The sequence below is a fragment of the Azospirillum brasilense genome (genome assembly GCF_022023855.1).
Taxonomy (GTDB): domain Bacteria; phylum Pseudomonadota; class Alphaproteobacteria; order Azospirillales; family Azospirillaceae; genus Azospirillum; species Azospirillum brasilense_F.
This window is the reverse complement of the sequence record NZ_CP059451.1, coordinates 712,530-727,368: the sequence shown is the minus strand read 5'-3', so window position 1 is coordinate 727,368 and position 14,839 is coordinate 712,530. Positions and strand designations below refer to the sequence as shown.

Sequence of the window (14,839 nt, the reverse complement as noted above, 5' to 3'; positions counted from 1 at the left end):
TGACCAGGGAGCGCAGGCGGGCAACGGCGGTGGAGGTGGCCAAGCTGGCCAGGGTGTCGCAGCATGCTGGAACGCCGCCTCACCGAGCCGGAGGCCGGGCCGGTCCTGCACCGCCCGGCCCCCGGCTGGTGCGCCGGGGCTCGGCCCGGCTGTAGTCGCCGGCGACGGACTGGGCGCTCAGCGGGGCGGCTTCACCGCCTTGTCCAACGCCTCGGCCAAGGCCGCGTCGTCGTAGGGCTTCGGCAGGTGGACACCGCCGGCGGGCGCCCGGTCGGCCCCCGATGCGAACACGACCGGCAGGGCCGGGTGACGTTTGCGCAGCGCAGCGGCCAGCTGCTCTCCCGATTGTCCCGGCAGGCTGATGTCGGTCAGCAGCGCATCGACGGGCTGGGTCTCGGCAATCGACAAGGCTTCCTCGGCGTTGCCCGCCTCGACGACCGAGTGGCCGAGGCCGGTCAGCATCTCCACCGTGACGAGGCGGATCAGCGCATCGTCCTCCACCACAAGCACGCGCAGGCCCTGACGGCCGTCCGCCGTCGCCGGCGCGGGTTCGGCGAACGGCTTCGCAGTCGCTTCCCTTTTTCCGGCCTGCCCCATGGATCGTTGCTGCTGGTTGCGCAGGACATGCCGGACCTTACGGGACAGCGCCTCGCGGGTGTAGGGCTTGCTCAGCAGCTCGACGCCGAGATCGAGCCGCCCGCCATGCACGATCGCGTTCTCGGTGTAGCCCGAGGTGAACAGGACCGCGATCCCCGGCAGGCGCTCCTTCGCACGGCGTGCCAGGTCCGGGCTGCGCAGCGGCCCCGGCATGACGACGTCGGTGAACAGCAGATCGATCGGCACGCCGCTTTCCACGATGGCCAGCGCGCTCTGCGCATCCCGCGCCTTGAGCACGCGATAGCCCAGATCGGCCATCATCTCGACCACGGTCGCCCGCACGTCGTCGTCGTCCTCGACCACCAGCACGGTTTCCGACCCGCCCGCCTCCGGCCCGTTGTCGATCACCGTCACGACGTCTTCCGCCTGATGCGCGCGCGGCAGATACACCCGGACCGTGGTACCCTGACCGGGTTCGCTGTAGATCTTGACGTGCCCGCCCGACTGCTTGACGAAGCCGTAGACCATGCTCAGGCCGAGGCCGGTGCCCTGCCCTTCCGGCTTGGTCGTGAAGAACGGCTCGAAGACGTGATCCAGCACGTCCGGCGGAATGCCGCAGCCGGTGTCGGTTACCGCCAGCATGACGTATTGGCCCGGCTCCACCTCGGCGTGCCGGGCGGCGTAGGGATCGTCGAGGAAGGCGTTGCCGGCCTCGATGGTCAGCCGGCCGTGCCCGTTCATGGCATCGCGGGCGTTGATCGCCAGATTGAGCAGCGCGTTCTCGACCTGGCTCTCGTCGGCGAAGGTGTTCCACAGCCCGCCCGTGATCATGGTCTCGATTTCAACGCCCTCGCCGAGCACGCGGCGCAGCATCTCGTCGAGCCCGCGGACGAGCCGGCCCAGATTGACCACGCGGGGGGCGAGGGGCTGGCGGCGGCCGAAGGCGAGGAGCTGGGAAACCAGCTTCGACCCCCGGCTAACGCCGCTCAGCGCGTTCTGCAGCCGCTGTTCGGCCCGGTCGTTCCCCGCGACGTCCTTTGTCAGAAGCTGGAGGTTGCCGGAAATCACTTGGAGAAGGTTGTTGAAGTCGTGCGCCACCCCACCGGTCAGCTTGCCGACCGCGTCCATCTTCTGGGCTTGGCGAAGCTGCGCCTCAGCCCGTTCCCGCTCGGCGATCGCCGAGGCGATGCGCTGCTCCAGCAGGTCGTTGAGCCGCCGTTGTGCGTCCTCGATCTCCTTGCGCTCGGAAATATCGATCACCGAACCGATGTAGCCGAGGAATCCACCCTCCGCGCCGAAGCGCGGGGCGGCGGCGTCGATCGCCCAACGGTAGACCCCGTCGGTCCGCCGCAGCCGGTATTCCAGCCGAAACGCCTCCTGCTTCGCGTTGGCCGCCAGAAACACGTCCGCCGCCGCCTGCCGGTCGTCGGGATGGATGGCGTCCAGCCAGCCGTAGCCCAACCCCGTCTCGGGGGTCTGTCCGGTGAACTCGTACCAGGACTTGTTGAGATAGGTGCAGGAGCCGTCGAGTTCGGTGACCCAGACCATCACCGGGGCGTGGTCGGCGAGATTGCGGAAGCGCGCCTCGCTCTCGCGCAGCGCGTTGTCCGCTTCGCGGCGCAGGCGCACCATGGCCAGGGCGGTGTCGACGCGGGCGATCAGCTCGCGCGCCGAGAACGGCTTGACCAGATAATCGTCGGCGCCGGCCGACAGTCCCTCGACGCTCGCCTCCTCGCCGGCGCGGGCCGACAGCAGGATGACCGGCAGGTCGCGCAGGTCGGCATCCTCGCGGATCGCGCACAGCAGGCCGAAGCCGTCCAGCACGGGCATCATGATGTCGGTCAGAACGAGGTCCGGACGGTTCGCGCGGATCGCCACCAGGGCCGCCTGACCGTCGGGCACAGCCTCGACCTCGTAGCGGCCATGGAGAAGGCGGCTCACATAGTCGCGCATGTCGGCGTTGTCGTCGGCCAGCAGGAGGCGTGGACACTCGCCCGTCTCCAGCGCCATCACCGTCTCCGCGGCGCCGATCAACGCGACCGGCGCTCCGCCACTGGCGGCGACCGAGCCGGGCAGCCAACGCAGCGCCTCCTCGACGTAGGTCTGGGTGCGCAGGCCGGCCGCGGCGCCGGTCGGCTCCGACAGGACGCGCTCCTGCGGCAGATGGGCGGTGCCGAACGGCACGGTGATGATGAAGACCGAACCGTGGTCCATCTCGCTCTCGACCCGGATCGTGCCACCATGCAGTTTGACGAGTTCCTGGACCAGGGCGAGGCCGATGCCGGTGCCTTCGTGGCTGCGCCCCCGCGCGCCCTCGACCCGATGAAAGCGCTCGAACAGGCGCGGCAGTTCGGAATCGAGGATGCCCGTACCGGAATCGCTCACCCGGAGCTCGGCGCCCTCGCCGACCGGCCTCAGCGACACCGCGATCGCGCCCTGGAAGGTGAACTTGAAGGCGTTCGACAGCAGGTTGAGGACGACCGTCTCCCACATGCCGCGGTCGACATGAACCGGACCGGGAAGCGGCGGGCAGTCGACGACGAGGCTCAGCCCGGCCCGCTCGCAGGCCGAGCGGAAACCGCTCGCCAGTTCCGCCGTGTAGGACGCGAGGTCGGTCGGCTCGTAGCGCGCCTGGGTCCGCCCGGCCTCGATGCGTGAGAAGTCCAGGAGCGCGTTGACGAGCTTGAGCAGGCGCTGCCCGTTGCGATGGACCACCTTCAGGTTCTCGCGATGGTCCGGCATCCGCTCCGGCTCGGCCTGCAGCACCTCCTCCAGCGGCCCCAGCATCAGGGTCAGCGGCGTGCGGAACTCGTGGCTGATGTTCGAGAAGAACACCGTCTTGGCGCGGTCGATCTCGGCCAGCATCTCGGCCCGCCGCCGCTCGGCCTCGTAGGTCTGGACGTTGGTGATGGCCGCGGCGATCTGCCCCGCCACCAGTCCCAGGAAGCGCCGGTAACCGTCGTCGAACAGGCGGAACGGATTCAGGCCGACGACGAGAAGGCCGGCCCGGCCCGCCTCGCCGCTGGCCGGGATCGGGATCGCCGCGGCCTGGGCCGGCGGGCGGCGCCAGACGCCCGGCGGCAGGTCGGCACCGAACTTCGCCGCCAGATCGCCGACCAGCACCGGGTCATGGAGCGTCGGGGTGAAGGGCCACACCGACGTGCCGTCCACCGCCAGCGTTTCCGGAGCCGCAGGATGGCCGCGCCCGATGCCGCAGGACCCGGCGAGGGCGGCGCTGGCCCCATCGGGCTCGGCCACATAGAGCAGCGCGAAGGGCATGTCCCGCGGGTTGGTGGCGAGCGCCTGGGCGCTGCGCTCGCACACCTCAGGCAGGGTCCGGGCGTCGGCGGTGCCGGCGGCCAGATCGCGCAGCAGGGTGAGCTGCCGTTCGCCGATGATCCGTTGCGTGTCGTCGGAGTTGGCGCAGATGATGCCGCCGGGGCTGCCGTCGTCGTCGGGAACCGGGCTGTAGGAGAAGGTGTAGTAGGTCTCCTCCGGATAGCCGTTGCGCTCCATGACAAGGAGCTGCCCCTCGACGTAGGTCCCCTCGTCGCCCGTCATGGCGGTTGCCAGCATCGGGCCGATGTCGCCCCAGATCTCCCGCCACACGACCGAGGTTGGCCGCCCAAGCGCCCAGGGGTGCTTGCCGCCGATGATTGATTTGTAGGCATCGTTGTAGAGATAGATCAGGTCCTGGCCCCAGCCGATCCAGATCGGCTGGCGGGAGGTCAGCATGATCCGCACCGCCGTCTTCAGGCTGAGCGGCCAGTCCTCGGGCGGACCGAGCACCGTCGATGCCCAGTCGAACGCGCGCATCTGGGCGCCCATCTCGCCGCCGCTGGCGAGGAAATCGGGAGCGGTGGAGACGTCGGTCTCGTTGGACATGCGCAGGCGTCCCGTCCTTTATTCCAAACCCCCCTTACAACAGGGGCGCGGCCATTGCCGCACAGCGGGACGCCACTTTAAGCTGATCCATGGGGCGGCGGCGAGAAACGATTTGTTAGCCCAATAGCCATAGGCCGAGACTTAAAACCCGGAAGCAGTGGCCGCGGGATCGCCGCTCAGGCGAAGCGCTTCGCTCCGGCGACGCACAGCACAATCAGCCCGGTCACGGCGATCATGCTCCAGGCCACCGGCTCGTTCAGCAGAAGACCCGCCAGCGACAGCCCGAAGAAGGGTTGAAGCAGCTGCAACTGCCCGACCCCGGCGATGCCGCCGAGCGCGAGCCCGCGGTACCAGAAGACGAAGCCGATCAGCATGCTGAAGACGGAAACGTAGGCGAGGCCGATCCAGGCCGGGGTTTCGATGCCCGTCCAGGCGTCCGGCATGGTCGCGAGCGCCAGCCCGCCCATCACCGGCATCGTCAGTACGAGCGCCCAGGAAATCACCTGCCAGCCGCCGAGACGGCGCGACAGCACCGCGCCCTCGGCGTAGCCCAGCCCGCAGAGCAGGATGGCCGCCACCATCAGGCCGGCCCCGGTCAGCGACGCGCCGCCGCCCTGCGCCAGGGCGAAGCCGACGACTGCGAGGCTGCCCAGACCCGAGAACAGCCAGAAGACCGGCTTCGGCCGCTCCCGACCGCGCAGAACGCCGAACAGCGCCGTGGACAGCGGCAAGAGACCGATGAAGACCATGGAGTGCGCGGAGGTGATGTGCCGAAGCGCCAGCGCGGTGAGCAGCGGAAAACCGACGACCACGCCGAGCGCCACCACCGTGAGCGGCGCGAGGTCGCGGCGCAGCGGGCGGGCCTGCCGCAGCACGGCCAGCAGAACGGCCGCCAGCACGGCGGCGATCAGCGCCCGTGCCGAGGTCAGGAACAGAGGTGTGAAGCTGCCCACCGCGACGCGCGTCGCCGGCAGCGATCCGCTGAAGATGAGCACGCCCAACAACCCGCTGCCCCAGCCTGCCGTCACCCACCGCATCCCGTCATCCTTTCCAATCCCGTGCCCGTTGTGGCGCGAGCCTAGCCCGGCGGAGGCAGGCGGAGACAGCGACGGTCCCACACAATTTCACCGAACTGTACTGATACCGGGAGCATTACAGACGCCGGAGGGACATGACGGAAAGCGGGATGGGCATGCGGCCCCGATCAAACCGGCGACGTCGGATTCCAGGCGTGGCCATGTTCACGAAAGCTTGGACATCGGCGTCCGACTCATGGCGCCTCCGATGACCTTCGACGGGTGCAACCTTCATCGGATGTCCAGCAGCCGAAGGCATCAGGCCTTCCAGGAGCCGAGCAGCACCTCCAGAAAGCGCGCCGCCATTGGCGACAGAATGGCGCCATGACGCCGAACGACACCGATGGTTCGGGAAATCTTCGGATGGCTCAGCGGGATGGTCCGGATGATGGGATGGCCCGAGGCCGGGGTGGCGAGCTTGGGCAGGACCGCGACACCGAGCCCGGCCTCCACCAGCCCGAGCGAACTGGCGAGGTGCGTGATCTCGTAGGACCAGTTGAGCTTCAGGCCGTGCTGCGCCAGGGCGTTGTCGATCAGCGCCCGGTTGCCGCTGGTGCGCCCCACGGTGATGACCCGATGCGCCGCCAACTCGTCCCAGCCGACCTCCCGCTGGGAGGCCAGCGGATGATCGTGCCGGCAGGCGACGACGAACGGGTCCTCGGCCAGCGGTGTGAACTCGATGTCCGGGTGTGACGTGCCGATGAAGTTGATGCCGAAATCGGCCTCGCCGCGGGCCACCGCCTCCAGCCCCTCGTTGGCGCCGAGGTCCAGGATGCGGATGCGGATCCGCGGGAACGCGACGCTGAAGCGGCTGATCGCGTTCGGCAGGAAGTAGAACACCGCCGTCGGGACGGAGGCGATGGTGATCTGCCCGCCGCTCCGCGCCCCCAGGTCGCTGATGCCCAACAGCGATGACTCGAACTCGTCCAGGAAGCGCCGGACCTTGGGCATGAAGTCGCGTCCGACCATGGTCAGGGCGACATGGCGGGTCGAGCGCTCAAACAGGGCGACGCCCAGCGTGTCCTCCAGCTTCTGGATGCGGCGGCTGAGCGCCGGCTGCGAGAGGTTCAGCAGCTCGGCGGCGCGGTTGAAGCTGCCCAGTTCGGCCACCGCCACGAAGGCTCTCAGATCGACCAGTTCGAAATTCATGCCCGGCTCCCCGCGGCGGCACCTATTGATGCGTGAAACGCAATAATATCCCGAATCATTGCATTTAACAAATACGGTTCCGGCGCTGAATATCGGTCCATCGGCTTTCTTCGCCGCGACGGCGAGACCAAGAGACAGCAAGCGCCATGAACCACCTGACGAGCCGCCAGATCGGCATTCCCTGCGTGATGATGCGCGGCGGGACCTCCCGCGGGCCCTTCTTCCTGGCATCCGACCTTCCAGCATCCCCGGCGGAGCGCGACGCCCTTCTGCTCTCCGTCATGGGGGCGGGGAACGACCTGGGGATCGACGGAATCGGCGGCGGCAATCCCTTGACCAGCAAGGTCGCCATCGTCGGTCCCGCCACCCTGGCCGGCGCGGACGTGGACTATCTGTTCGCCCAGGTGCGGGTGCAGGAAGGGATCGTCGACACCTCGCCCAACTGCGGCAACATGCTCGCCGCGGTCGCCCCCTTCGCCATCGAGGCCGGGCTGGTCCCGGCGACGGACGGCGTGACGGTGGTGCGCATCCACAACGTCAACACCGGCAAGCTGATCGAGGCGCGCGTCCAGACCCCGGACGGCCGGGTGACCTACGAGGGTGAGGCTGTCATCGACGGCGTGCCCGGCACCGCGGCGCCCATCCATCTCGCCTTCCTTGACGCGGCGGGCGCCAACACCGGCCGGCTGCTGCCCACCGGGGCGCCGGTCGACCGGATCATCGGGATCGATGGAATCGGCGGGATCGAGGTTTCCTGCATCGACGCCGCCATCCCGGTGATGCTGGTTCGCGCCGCCGACCTCGGCAAGACGGGGCACGAGCCGATGGACAGCTACCGGCTCGATCGCGGCTTCATGGCCCGGCTGGAGACGCTGCGCGTGGAGGCCGGCCGCCGCATGGGCTTCGCCAACGCCGCCGGCATGGTGATCCCCAAGCCCGTCCTGCTGGCGCCGCCGACGCGCGGCGGCACCTTGGCCGTCCGCTATTTCATGCCGCACGACTGCCACCGGGCGATGGCCATCACCGGGGCCGTCGCCACCGCGACCGCCTGCACCATCCCGGGAACCGTGGCCTCCGCGCTGGCTGGACGGATGGCCCTGCCCGGCGACGTCACCTTCGAGCATCCGGCCGGCCGGCTGACCGTCCGCCTCGATCCGGGCGCCGGTCAATCCGCCCCCACCGCCAGCATCCTGCGCACGTCACGACGCCTGTTCGAGGGAACCGTGTTCGCACGGCCATCGGATCCGCCGCGGGCCGCCATGGCCGCCTGACCCAACAGCACACCGAGGAGGAAACGCCATGCGCCTACAAACGGGAGAACAAAACCCGGCGCCGACCGAGCCCAAAGCCGTCCACCCCAAAGCCATCTACAAGGCCCTCTACTTCCAGGTCGTCGTCGGCCTGACCCTTGGCATCCTGGCCGGTCACTTCTGGCCGGACCTCGGCGCCTCGCTGAAGCCGCTCGGCGACGGGTTCGTCAAGCTGGTCAAGATGATGATCGCGCCCGTCGTCTTCTGCACCATCGTCAGCGGCATCACCAGCCTCAACGACACCCGCGAGATCGGCAAGACGCTGGTCAAGTCGATGGCGCTGTTCTACGCGCTGACGGTGGCGGCGCTGCTCATCGGGCTGGCCGCAGTCATGATCATCGAGCCCGGCGTCGGCATGCACGTGTCGGCGGCGTCGCTCGACCCCACGGTGGCGGCGCGTTACGCCAAGCAGGCGGCTCCGGTCGGCTTCACCGATTTCGTGCTGCACATCATCCCGCATTCCTTCTTCGGCGCCTTCGCCGAGGGCGAGGTGCTGCCGGTGCTGCTCATCTCCGTCCTGGTCGGCTTCGGGCTGACGCGGGTCGGCAAGGCCGGCGAGCCGGTGGTCCAGGGCATTGAATCCTTCTCCCATGTGCTGTTCGCCGCCTTCGGCTTCATCATGAAGCTGGCCCCGATCGGTGCCTTCGGCGCGATGGCCTTCACCGTCGGCAAATACGGGATCGACTCCATCGGTTCGCTCGGCCTGCTGATCCTCACCTTCTACGTCGCCTGCGGCTTCTTCCTGGTGGTCGTCATCGGCACGCTGGCGCGGCTGCACGGCTTCAGCCTGTGGAAGGTGCTGCGCTACTTCCGCGAGGAACTGCTGATCGTCCTCGGCACCTCGTCCTCCGAGCCGGTCCTGCCGCGCGTGCTGCAGAAGCTGGAGGCGCTGGGTTGCAAGAAGGGCGTGTCCGGCCTCGTGCTGCCCATGGGCTATTCCTTCAACCTGGACGGCACGGCGATCTACCTGACGCTGGCCTCCCTGTTCATCGCCCAGGCCTGCGACATCCACCTGTCGGCCGGCCAGATCTTCGCCATGCTCGGCGTCATGCTGCTGACCTCGAAGGGAGCTGCGGGCGTCACCGGCAGCGGCTTCGTCGCCCTGGTCGCCACGCTGACGGTGATGCCGGACCTTCCCGTGGCGGGCGTCGCTCTGCTCGTCGGCATCGACCGCTTCATGTCCGAGGCCCGCGCCCTGACCAGCATCATCAGCAACTGCGTCGCCAGCATCGTCGTCTCGATCTGGGAGAGCGCCTGCGACCGCGAGGTCCTGCAGCGGGAGCTGAACCAGAGCTACGCCAGCACCGAGCGGTGCCTGGAGGAGAAGGGCGACGTCACCGTCCTGCCGCTGAACGTCCGGACCCCCGCCCAGCCGTCGCACTGATCTGGCACAGGCCGCTCCCATGCATTGAGGACGCCACCATGAACGCTTCCACCGCCAACTTCGGGGATTGGATCGGCCGGACCGAGACCGTGTCCGACACTGTCACCCCCACCCCCTACGCCGCGCTGTCGGCTACGCTGGACCGGCCCGCCGAGCGCCCTCCGGTCGGCACCCCGCTCCCGCCGCTGTGGCATTGGCTGTACTTCCTGCCGCTGCACCGCCAGTCGGAGATTGGGGCGGACGGGCATGCCAAGCGCGGCGGCTTCCTGCCCCCGGTGCCGCTGCCCCGCCGGATGTGGGCCGGCAGCCAGTTCGAGTTCCACAGCCCCCTGCGCGTCGGCGACGCCCTGACCCGGACATCGACCATCCATGACGTGACCGAGAAGTCCGGGCGTACCGGCCCGCTGGTCTTCGTCAAGGTCCGCCACGAGATCCGCCGCGCCGGCGAAACCGCGGTCGCGCTGACCGAGTTCCACGACATCGTCTACCGCGAGGCGGCCACGCCGCAGGATGCGCCGCCGGAGCCCCGGCCGGCGCCGGCGGACGCGGTCTGGGAGACGCGCTGGGTTCCCGACGACGTGCTGCTGTTCCGCTACTCGGCGCTGACCTTCAACGGCCATCGCATCCACTATGACCGGCGCTACGTGACGGAGGTGGAGGGCTATCCCGGGCTGATCGTGCACGGTCCGCTGATCGCCACCCTGCTGCTCGACCTGCTGCGCCACCGGCTGCCGGAGGCCGAGGTCGCCTCCTTCCGCTTCAAGGCGGTGCGGCCGACCTTCGACATCAACCCCTTCTCGGTGTGCGGCACGCCGCTCGCCGACGGCAAGACGGTCCACCTGTGGGCCAAGGACCACGAAGGCTGGCTGACCATGGACGCCACCGCGGTCCTGACGTGAGGACGAGCAATATGAAACCCCTGGCCCCTATGAAACCGTTGTCCGGCATCACCGTCGTCACCCTGGAGCACGCCATCGCCGCCCCCTTCGCGACGCGGCAGCTCGCCGACCTCGGCGCCCGCGTCATCAAGGTGGAGCGTCCCGGCGTCGGCGACTTCGCCCGCGGCTACGACGAGCGGGTGCGCGGCGTCGCCTCGCACTTCGTGTGGACCAACCGCTCGAAGGAAAGCCTGACGCTCGACGTCAAGCACCCGGAGGCGCAGGCGATCCTCAAGCGCCTGATCCGCGAGCAGGCCGACGTGGTGGTGCAGAACCTCGCGCCCGGCGCAGCGGCCCGCCTCGGCCTGTCCTACGAGGCGCTGTCCGCCGGGAAGCCGGAAATCATTGTCTGCGACATCTCTGGCTACGGCGGCGACGGTCCCTACCGGGACAAGAAGGCCTACGACCTGCTGATCCAGGGCGAGTCCGGCTTCCTGTCGGTGACCGGCACGCCGGAGACGCCCGCCAAGGCCGGCCCGTCCATCGCCGATATCTCCGCCGGGATGTACGCCTACAGCAACATCCTGGCGGCGCTTCTGCAGCGCTAGCAGACGGGACGCGGCTGCCGCATCGATGTCTCCATGCTGGAGTCGCTGGTGGAGTGGATGAGCTACCCGCTCTACTACGCCTTCGATGGCGCGCCGCCGCCGGCCCGCACCGGCGCCAGCCACGCCACCATCTACCCCTACGGCCCGTTTCCGGCCGGCGACGGCAAGACGGTGCTGCTCGGCCTGCAGAACGAGCGCGAATGGGTGGCCTTCTGCGAGACGGTGCTGCAACGCCCCGAGCTGGCGCGGGAGGAGCGCTTCTCCAGCAACTCCCGCCGCAACGCGGCGCGCGACGAGTTGCGCGGGATCATCGTGACGGCCTTCGCCGGCCTGACCGCCGAGGAGGTGGTCGCCCGGCTGGAGCGGGCCTCCATCGCCAACGCCCAGGCCAACGCCATGCAGGACGTCTGGAACCACCCGCAACTGGCGGCCCGCGACCGCTGGCGCACGGTGGAGACCCAGAACGGGCCGGTGCCGGCCCTGCTGCCGCCGGGCATGGCGAGCAACGGGAACGCGCGCATGGATCCGGTGCCAGCGCTCGGCCAGCACACCGATTCCATCCTTGCCGGGCTGGGCTACGCCCCCGGCGACATCGCCCGGCTGCGCGACGCGAAGGCGATCTGAGCCACATCCTGCGCCGCGGCCCGAACGGAAAGCCATTTTAGAGAGGACCCGAACCATGCCGTCCACGATCATCGACTCCGCCATCTTCGGCGACATCTTCAGCACCCCGGCCATGCGCGCGGTCTGGTCGGACGAGAACCGGACGCGCAAATACCTGGACATCGAGGCCGCACTCGCCCGCGTCCAGGGCCGCCTGGGCATCATCCCGCAGGAGGCCGCCGACGAGATCGTCGCCAACTGCTCGCTCGACAAGATCGACATGGCGACGCTGAAGGCGCAGACGGAGCGCATCGGCTATCCGGTGCTGGGCGTCGTCTCGCAGCTCAACGCGCTGTGCCGCGACCGGCTTGGCGAATACTGCCACTGGGGCGCCACCACGCAGGACATCACCGACACCGCCACGGTCCTGCAGATGCGCGAGGCGCTGGACCTCGTGGACGAGGATCTGGCGGGCCTGTCGGCGGCCCTGGCGACTCTCGCCAAGCGCCACCGGGACACGCCGATGATCGGCCGCAGCAACCTGCAGCAGGCGGTGCCGGTGACCTTCGGCTACAAGATGGCCGGGCTGCTGTCGGCGGTGGAGCGCCATCGCGAGCGGCTGGCCCAGCTCCGCCCGCGCGTGCTGATGGGCGAGTTCGCCGGAGCGTCCGGCACGCTGGCCTCCCTGGAGCACGGCGCCATGGAGACCCAGGCCGGGCTGATGGAGGAGCTGGGCCTCGCCCAGCCGGTGATCGCTTGGCACACCATCCGCGACACCATCGCCGAGGTGGGCTGCTTCCTGGGCTTGGTTGGCGGCACGCTGGGCAAGCTGTCGATGGACGTGAAGCTGATGATGCAGACGGAGGTCGGCGAGGTTTACGAGCCCTTCGCGCATGGCCGCGGGTCGAGCAGCACCATGCCGCAGAAGCGCAACCCGATCTCCAGTTGCTACATCCACGCGTCGATCTCCGTGCTGCGCCAGCACACGGCGGCCCTGCTCGACGCCATGGTGGCCGACCACGAGCGGTCGACCGGCCCGTGGGAGATCGAGTGGATCGTCCTGCCGGAGGCCTTCTGCCTGCTGGCCGGCGCCCTGAAACAGGCGCGGTTCGTGGTGAGCGGGCTGGAGGTCGATGCCGAACGGATGCGCGCGAACCTGGAGATGACCAACGGGCTGGTGGCGTCCGAGGCGGTGATGATGGGGCTCGGCCGCCACATCGGGCGCGAGTACGCCCATGACCTCGTCTACGACCTCTGCCGCGAGGCGGTGCGCCAGAACCGGCCGCTGCTCGACCTCCTGGCCGAGACACCGGAGATCAGCGCCTGCCTCAGCCGCGCCGAACTGGCCAAGCTCTGCGATCCGGCCAATTACCTGGGCCAGTCCGGGGTGATGGTCGATCGTGTTCTGGACCGTATCAAAAAGCCCGTACGCGGCTGAGACTTGCCAGGGAAGACTGAACGCCGGTCGTCGGATCGGCTGTTCCGCTTCCGGAACGGCACCGTGGGCGGCATCCAGGGCGCCCACGGTGCGCTTCTTCTCCGATTGTGCCGGCGCTCCGATCACGCCGGTGCTGTTCTCGGGATGCCCGCAGCCCGACGCAAGTCGCAACCGCGCGTCCAGGTGCCGAAGTTCGTTCGCATCGGCGCTGGATGATCCCCACCGGCCGGCTGCACACCGCGCCATTGCTCACCGCCACGACTCCCGTGGACTCAGCGATGCCGCGAAGCATCGACGACGCCTATGATTGAGCGCCGCGTCCGTCAGCGCCCTGGTCTCGTCAAGGAAGCCAGCGGAAGGTTCTCGTCGGCCGCCTGTTCGGGCGTGATGACGGCCTTGTGGTCCAACAGCTTGCGGCCGACCATATGGTCCGCCGGACGGTTGATGGAATCGATGGCCACCAGCGCGTCCCGGCGGAAATAGAAGGCGGAGAAGCGACGGTCCTGCGGCGAGCCGCGCAGCACGATCCGATCATGATCGGCGGACAGGCCGACGATCTGCAGCTTCACGTCATACTGATCGGACCAGAACCAGGGCGCCGCCGTGAAGGGACGCTCCCGCCCCAGCAGCGCGGCGGCGGCCGACCTGCCCTGCTCGACGGCGTTCTGGACGGACTCCAGCCGCAGCAGGGTCCCCGTGGTGGTGCGACGGGCCGTGCAGTCGCCGACCGCGACGATGGCCGGATCGCCGGTGCGGGCGCAGTCGTCCACCAGGACGCCGCTGTCGCACGCCAGCCCGCAGCCTTCGGCCAGCGCCGTGTTAGGGACGATCCCCACGCCGACCACCACCAGATCCGCCGGATGCGGGCGTCCGTCGGCGGTGCGCACGGCGGCCACGCGGCCCCCCTGCCCATCCAGCCCGACGACCTTGGCCCCCAGCTCGACCATCACGCCCTGGGAGCGGTGCAGGTCGGCGTAGAAGGCTGCCAGGAACGGCGTCGCCGAGCGGGCGAGCAGCCGGTCCGCCGCCTCCAGGATGGTCACCTCCAGGCCACGCTTGCGCGCCGCCGCCGCGACCTCCAGCCCGATGTAGCCGCCACCGATCACCACCACCCGCGCCGCCCGCTCGAGCGCCGCGCGAATCCGCCGGGCGTCGTCCAACGACCGCAGGCCCAGAACGCCGTCCAGCTCATCACCGCTTATCGGCAGACGGCGCACCCGTGCGCCGGTGGCAAGCGCCAGCCCGCGATAGCCCAGGCGGCGCCCGTCCTCCAGGCGGACTTGGCGGGCGGAGCGGTCGATGGCGGCGACCCGCGTCCCGCTGAGTAGGGCGATGCGCTGCCGCTCGAAGAATTCGGCGCCGCGGATGGCGAGTTGCGCCTCCTCCATCGTGCCGGCGAGAATCGCCTTGGACAGCGGCGGCCGGTGATAGGGGGCCGCGGCCTCCTCGCCGATCAGCGTGATCGGGCCGTCATAGCCCTCGGCGCGCAGGGATTCGGCGACCTGCAAGCCGCCCTGCCCCGCCCCGACGATGACCATTCCCACTTCCGCTTGCGCCGGGCCGCCCATCAGCTCTGGGCCTCCGGCAGGCGCACCACGATGCCGTCCAGCGCGTCGCTCACCCGGACCTGGCAGGACAGGCGGCTGTTGCTCCGCCGCTCCGACGCCGTGCAGCCGAGCATCTCCTCCTCCGTCTCGCTGGGCGGCGGAAGAAAGTCGACGAGTGCCTCGTCCACGTAGCAGTGGCAGGTCGCGCAAGCGCAGGAGCCGCCGCACTCGCCCTCGATGCCGGCGACGCCGCTTTGCACCGCGCCCTGCATCAGGGTCCAGCCCGTCGGGATGTCCACGACCTGCTCCAGGCCGTCGTGCTCGATGAAGGTGACCTTCGCCATGACCGAAACTTCCTTTGGAA

9 protein-coding genes and 1 pseudogene are annotated in these 14,839 nt (G+C 69.4%); 5 read left to right on the top strand and 5 right to left on the bottom strand.

The features are described 5' to 3' along the window. Positions 1-177: 177 nt before the first annotated feature. From H1Q64_RS25955 to H1Q64_RS25945, 3 genes are all read right to left on the bottom strand, one after another. Positions 178-4,482 (bottom strand): response regulator, encoded by a 4,305-nt coding sequence (locus H1Q64_RS25955; protein ID WP_237906742.1) that lies wholly within the window; start codon positions 4,480-4,482, stop codon positions 178-180. 176 nt (positions 4,483-4,658) lie between these two features. Then, positions 4,659-5,519 (bottom strand): DMT family transporter, encoded by an 861-nt coding sequence (locus H1Q64_RS25950; protein WP_237906741.1) that lies wholly within the window; start codon positions 5,517-5,519, stop codon positions 4,659-4,661. A gap of 297 nt (positions 5,520-5,816) precedes the next feature. After that, positions 5,817-6,707 carry a LysR family transcriptional regulator gene (locus H1Q64_RS25945; RefSeq protein ID WP_237906740.1) on the bottom strand — a complete coding sequence of 297 codons (891 nt, stop codon included), beginning with the start codon at positions 6,705-6,707 and terminating at the stop codon, positions 5,817-5,819. A gap of 146 nt (positions 6,708-6,853) precedes the next feature. On the opposite strand from H1Q64_RS25945, the gene H1Q64_RS25940 reads away from it, so the two are divergent. The 5 genes and pseudogenes from H1Q64_RS25940 to pcaB all read left to right on the top strand — a co-directional run bounded on the left by H1Q64_RS25940 (position 6,854) and on the right by pcaB (position 12,928). Then, on the top strand, positions 6,854-7,978 hold the full coding sequence (locus tag H1Q64_RS25940; protein ID WP_237906739.1) for a 4-oxalomesaconate tautomerase: 1,125 nt from the start codon (positions 6,854-6,856) through the stop codon (positions 7,976-7,978). Between the two features lie 28 nt (positions 7,979-8,006). Further along, positions 8,007-9,401, top strand: a complete 1,395-nt coding sequence (gene dctA / locus H1Q64_RS25935) for a C4-dicarboxylate transporter DctA (protein WP_237906738.1) — start codon at positions 8,007-8,009, stop codon at positions 9,399-9,401. A gap of 38 nt (positions 9,402-9,439) precedes the next feature. After that, complete coding sequence (locus tag H1Q64_RS25930; protein ID WP_237906737.1) at positions 9,440-10,300, top strand: FAS1-like dehydratase domain-containing protein; 861 nt, start codon at positions 9,440-9,442, stop codon at positions 10,298-10,300. A gap of 29 nt (positions 10,301-10,329) precedes the next feature. Then, positions 10,330-11,511 (top strand): annotated as a pseudogene (locus tag H1Q64_RS25925) (CaiB/BaiF CoA transferase family protein). Positions 11,512-11,566: 55 nt separating this feature from the next. After that, positions 11,567-12,928: a 3-carboxy-cis,cis-muconate cycloisomerase gene (pcaB, locus tag H1Q64_RS25920; protein WP_237906736.1), complete on the top strand. Its 1,362-nt coding sequence runs from the start codon at positions 11,567-11,569 to the stop codon at positions 12,926-12,928. 323 nt (positions 12,929-13,251) lie between these two features. Here pcaB and H1Q64_RS25915 read toward each other — a convergent pair whose 3' ends face one another. Further along, on the bottom strand, positions 13,252-14,466 hold the full coding sequence (locus H1Q64_RS25915) for an NAD(P)/FAD-dependent oxidoreductase (protein ID WP_237906735.1): 1,215 nt from the start codon (positions 14,464-14,466) through the stop codon (positions 13,252-13,254). A gap of 29 nt (positions 14,467-14,495) precedes the next feature. Further along, complete coding sequence (locus H1Q64_RS25910) at positions 14,496-14,819, bottom strand: 2Fe-2S iron-sulfur cluster-binding protein (RefSeq protein WP_237906734.1); 324 nt, start codon at positions 14,817-14,819, stop codon at positions 14,496-14,498. Between the last annotated feature and the right edge of the window lie 20 nt (positions 14,820-14,839).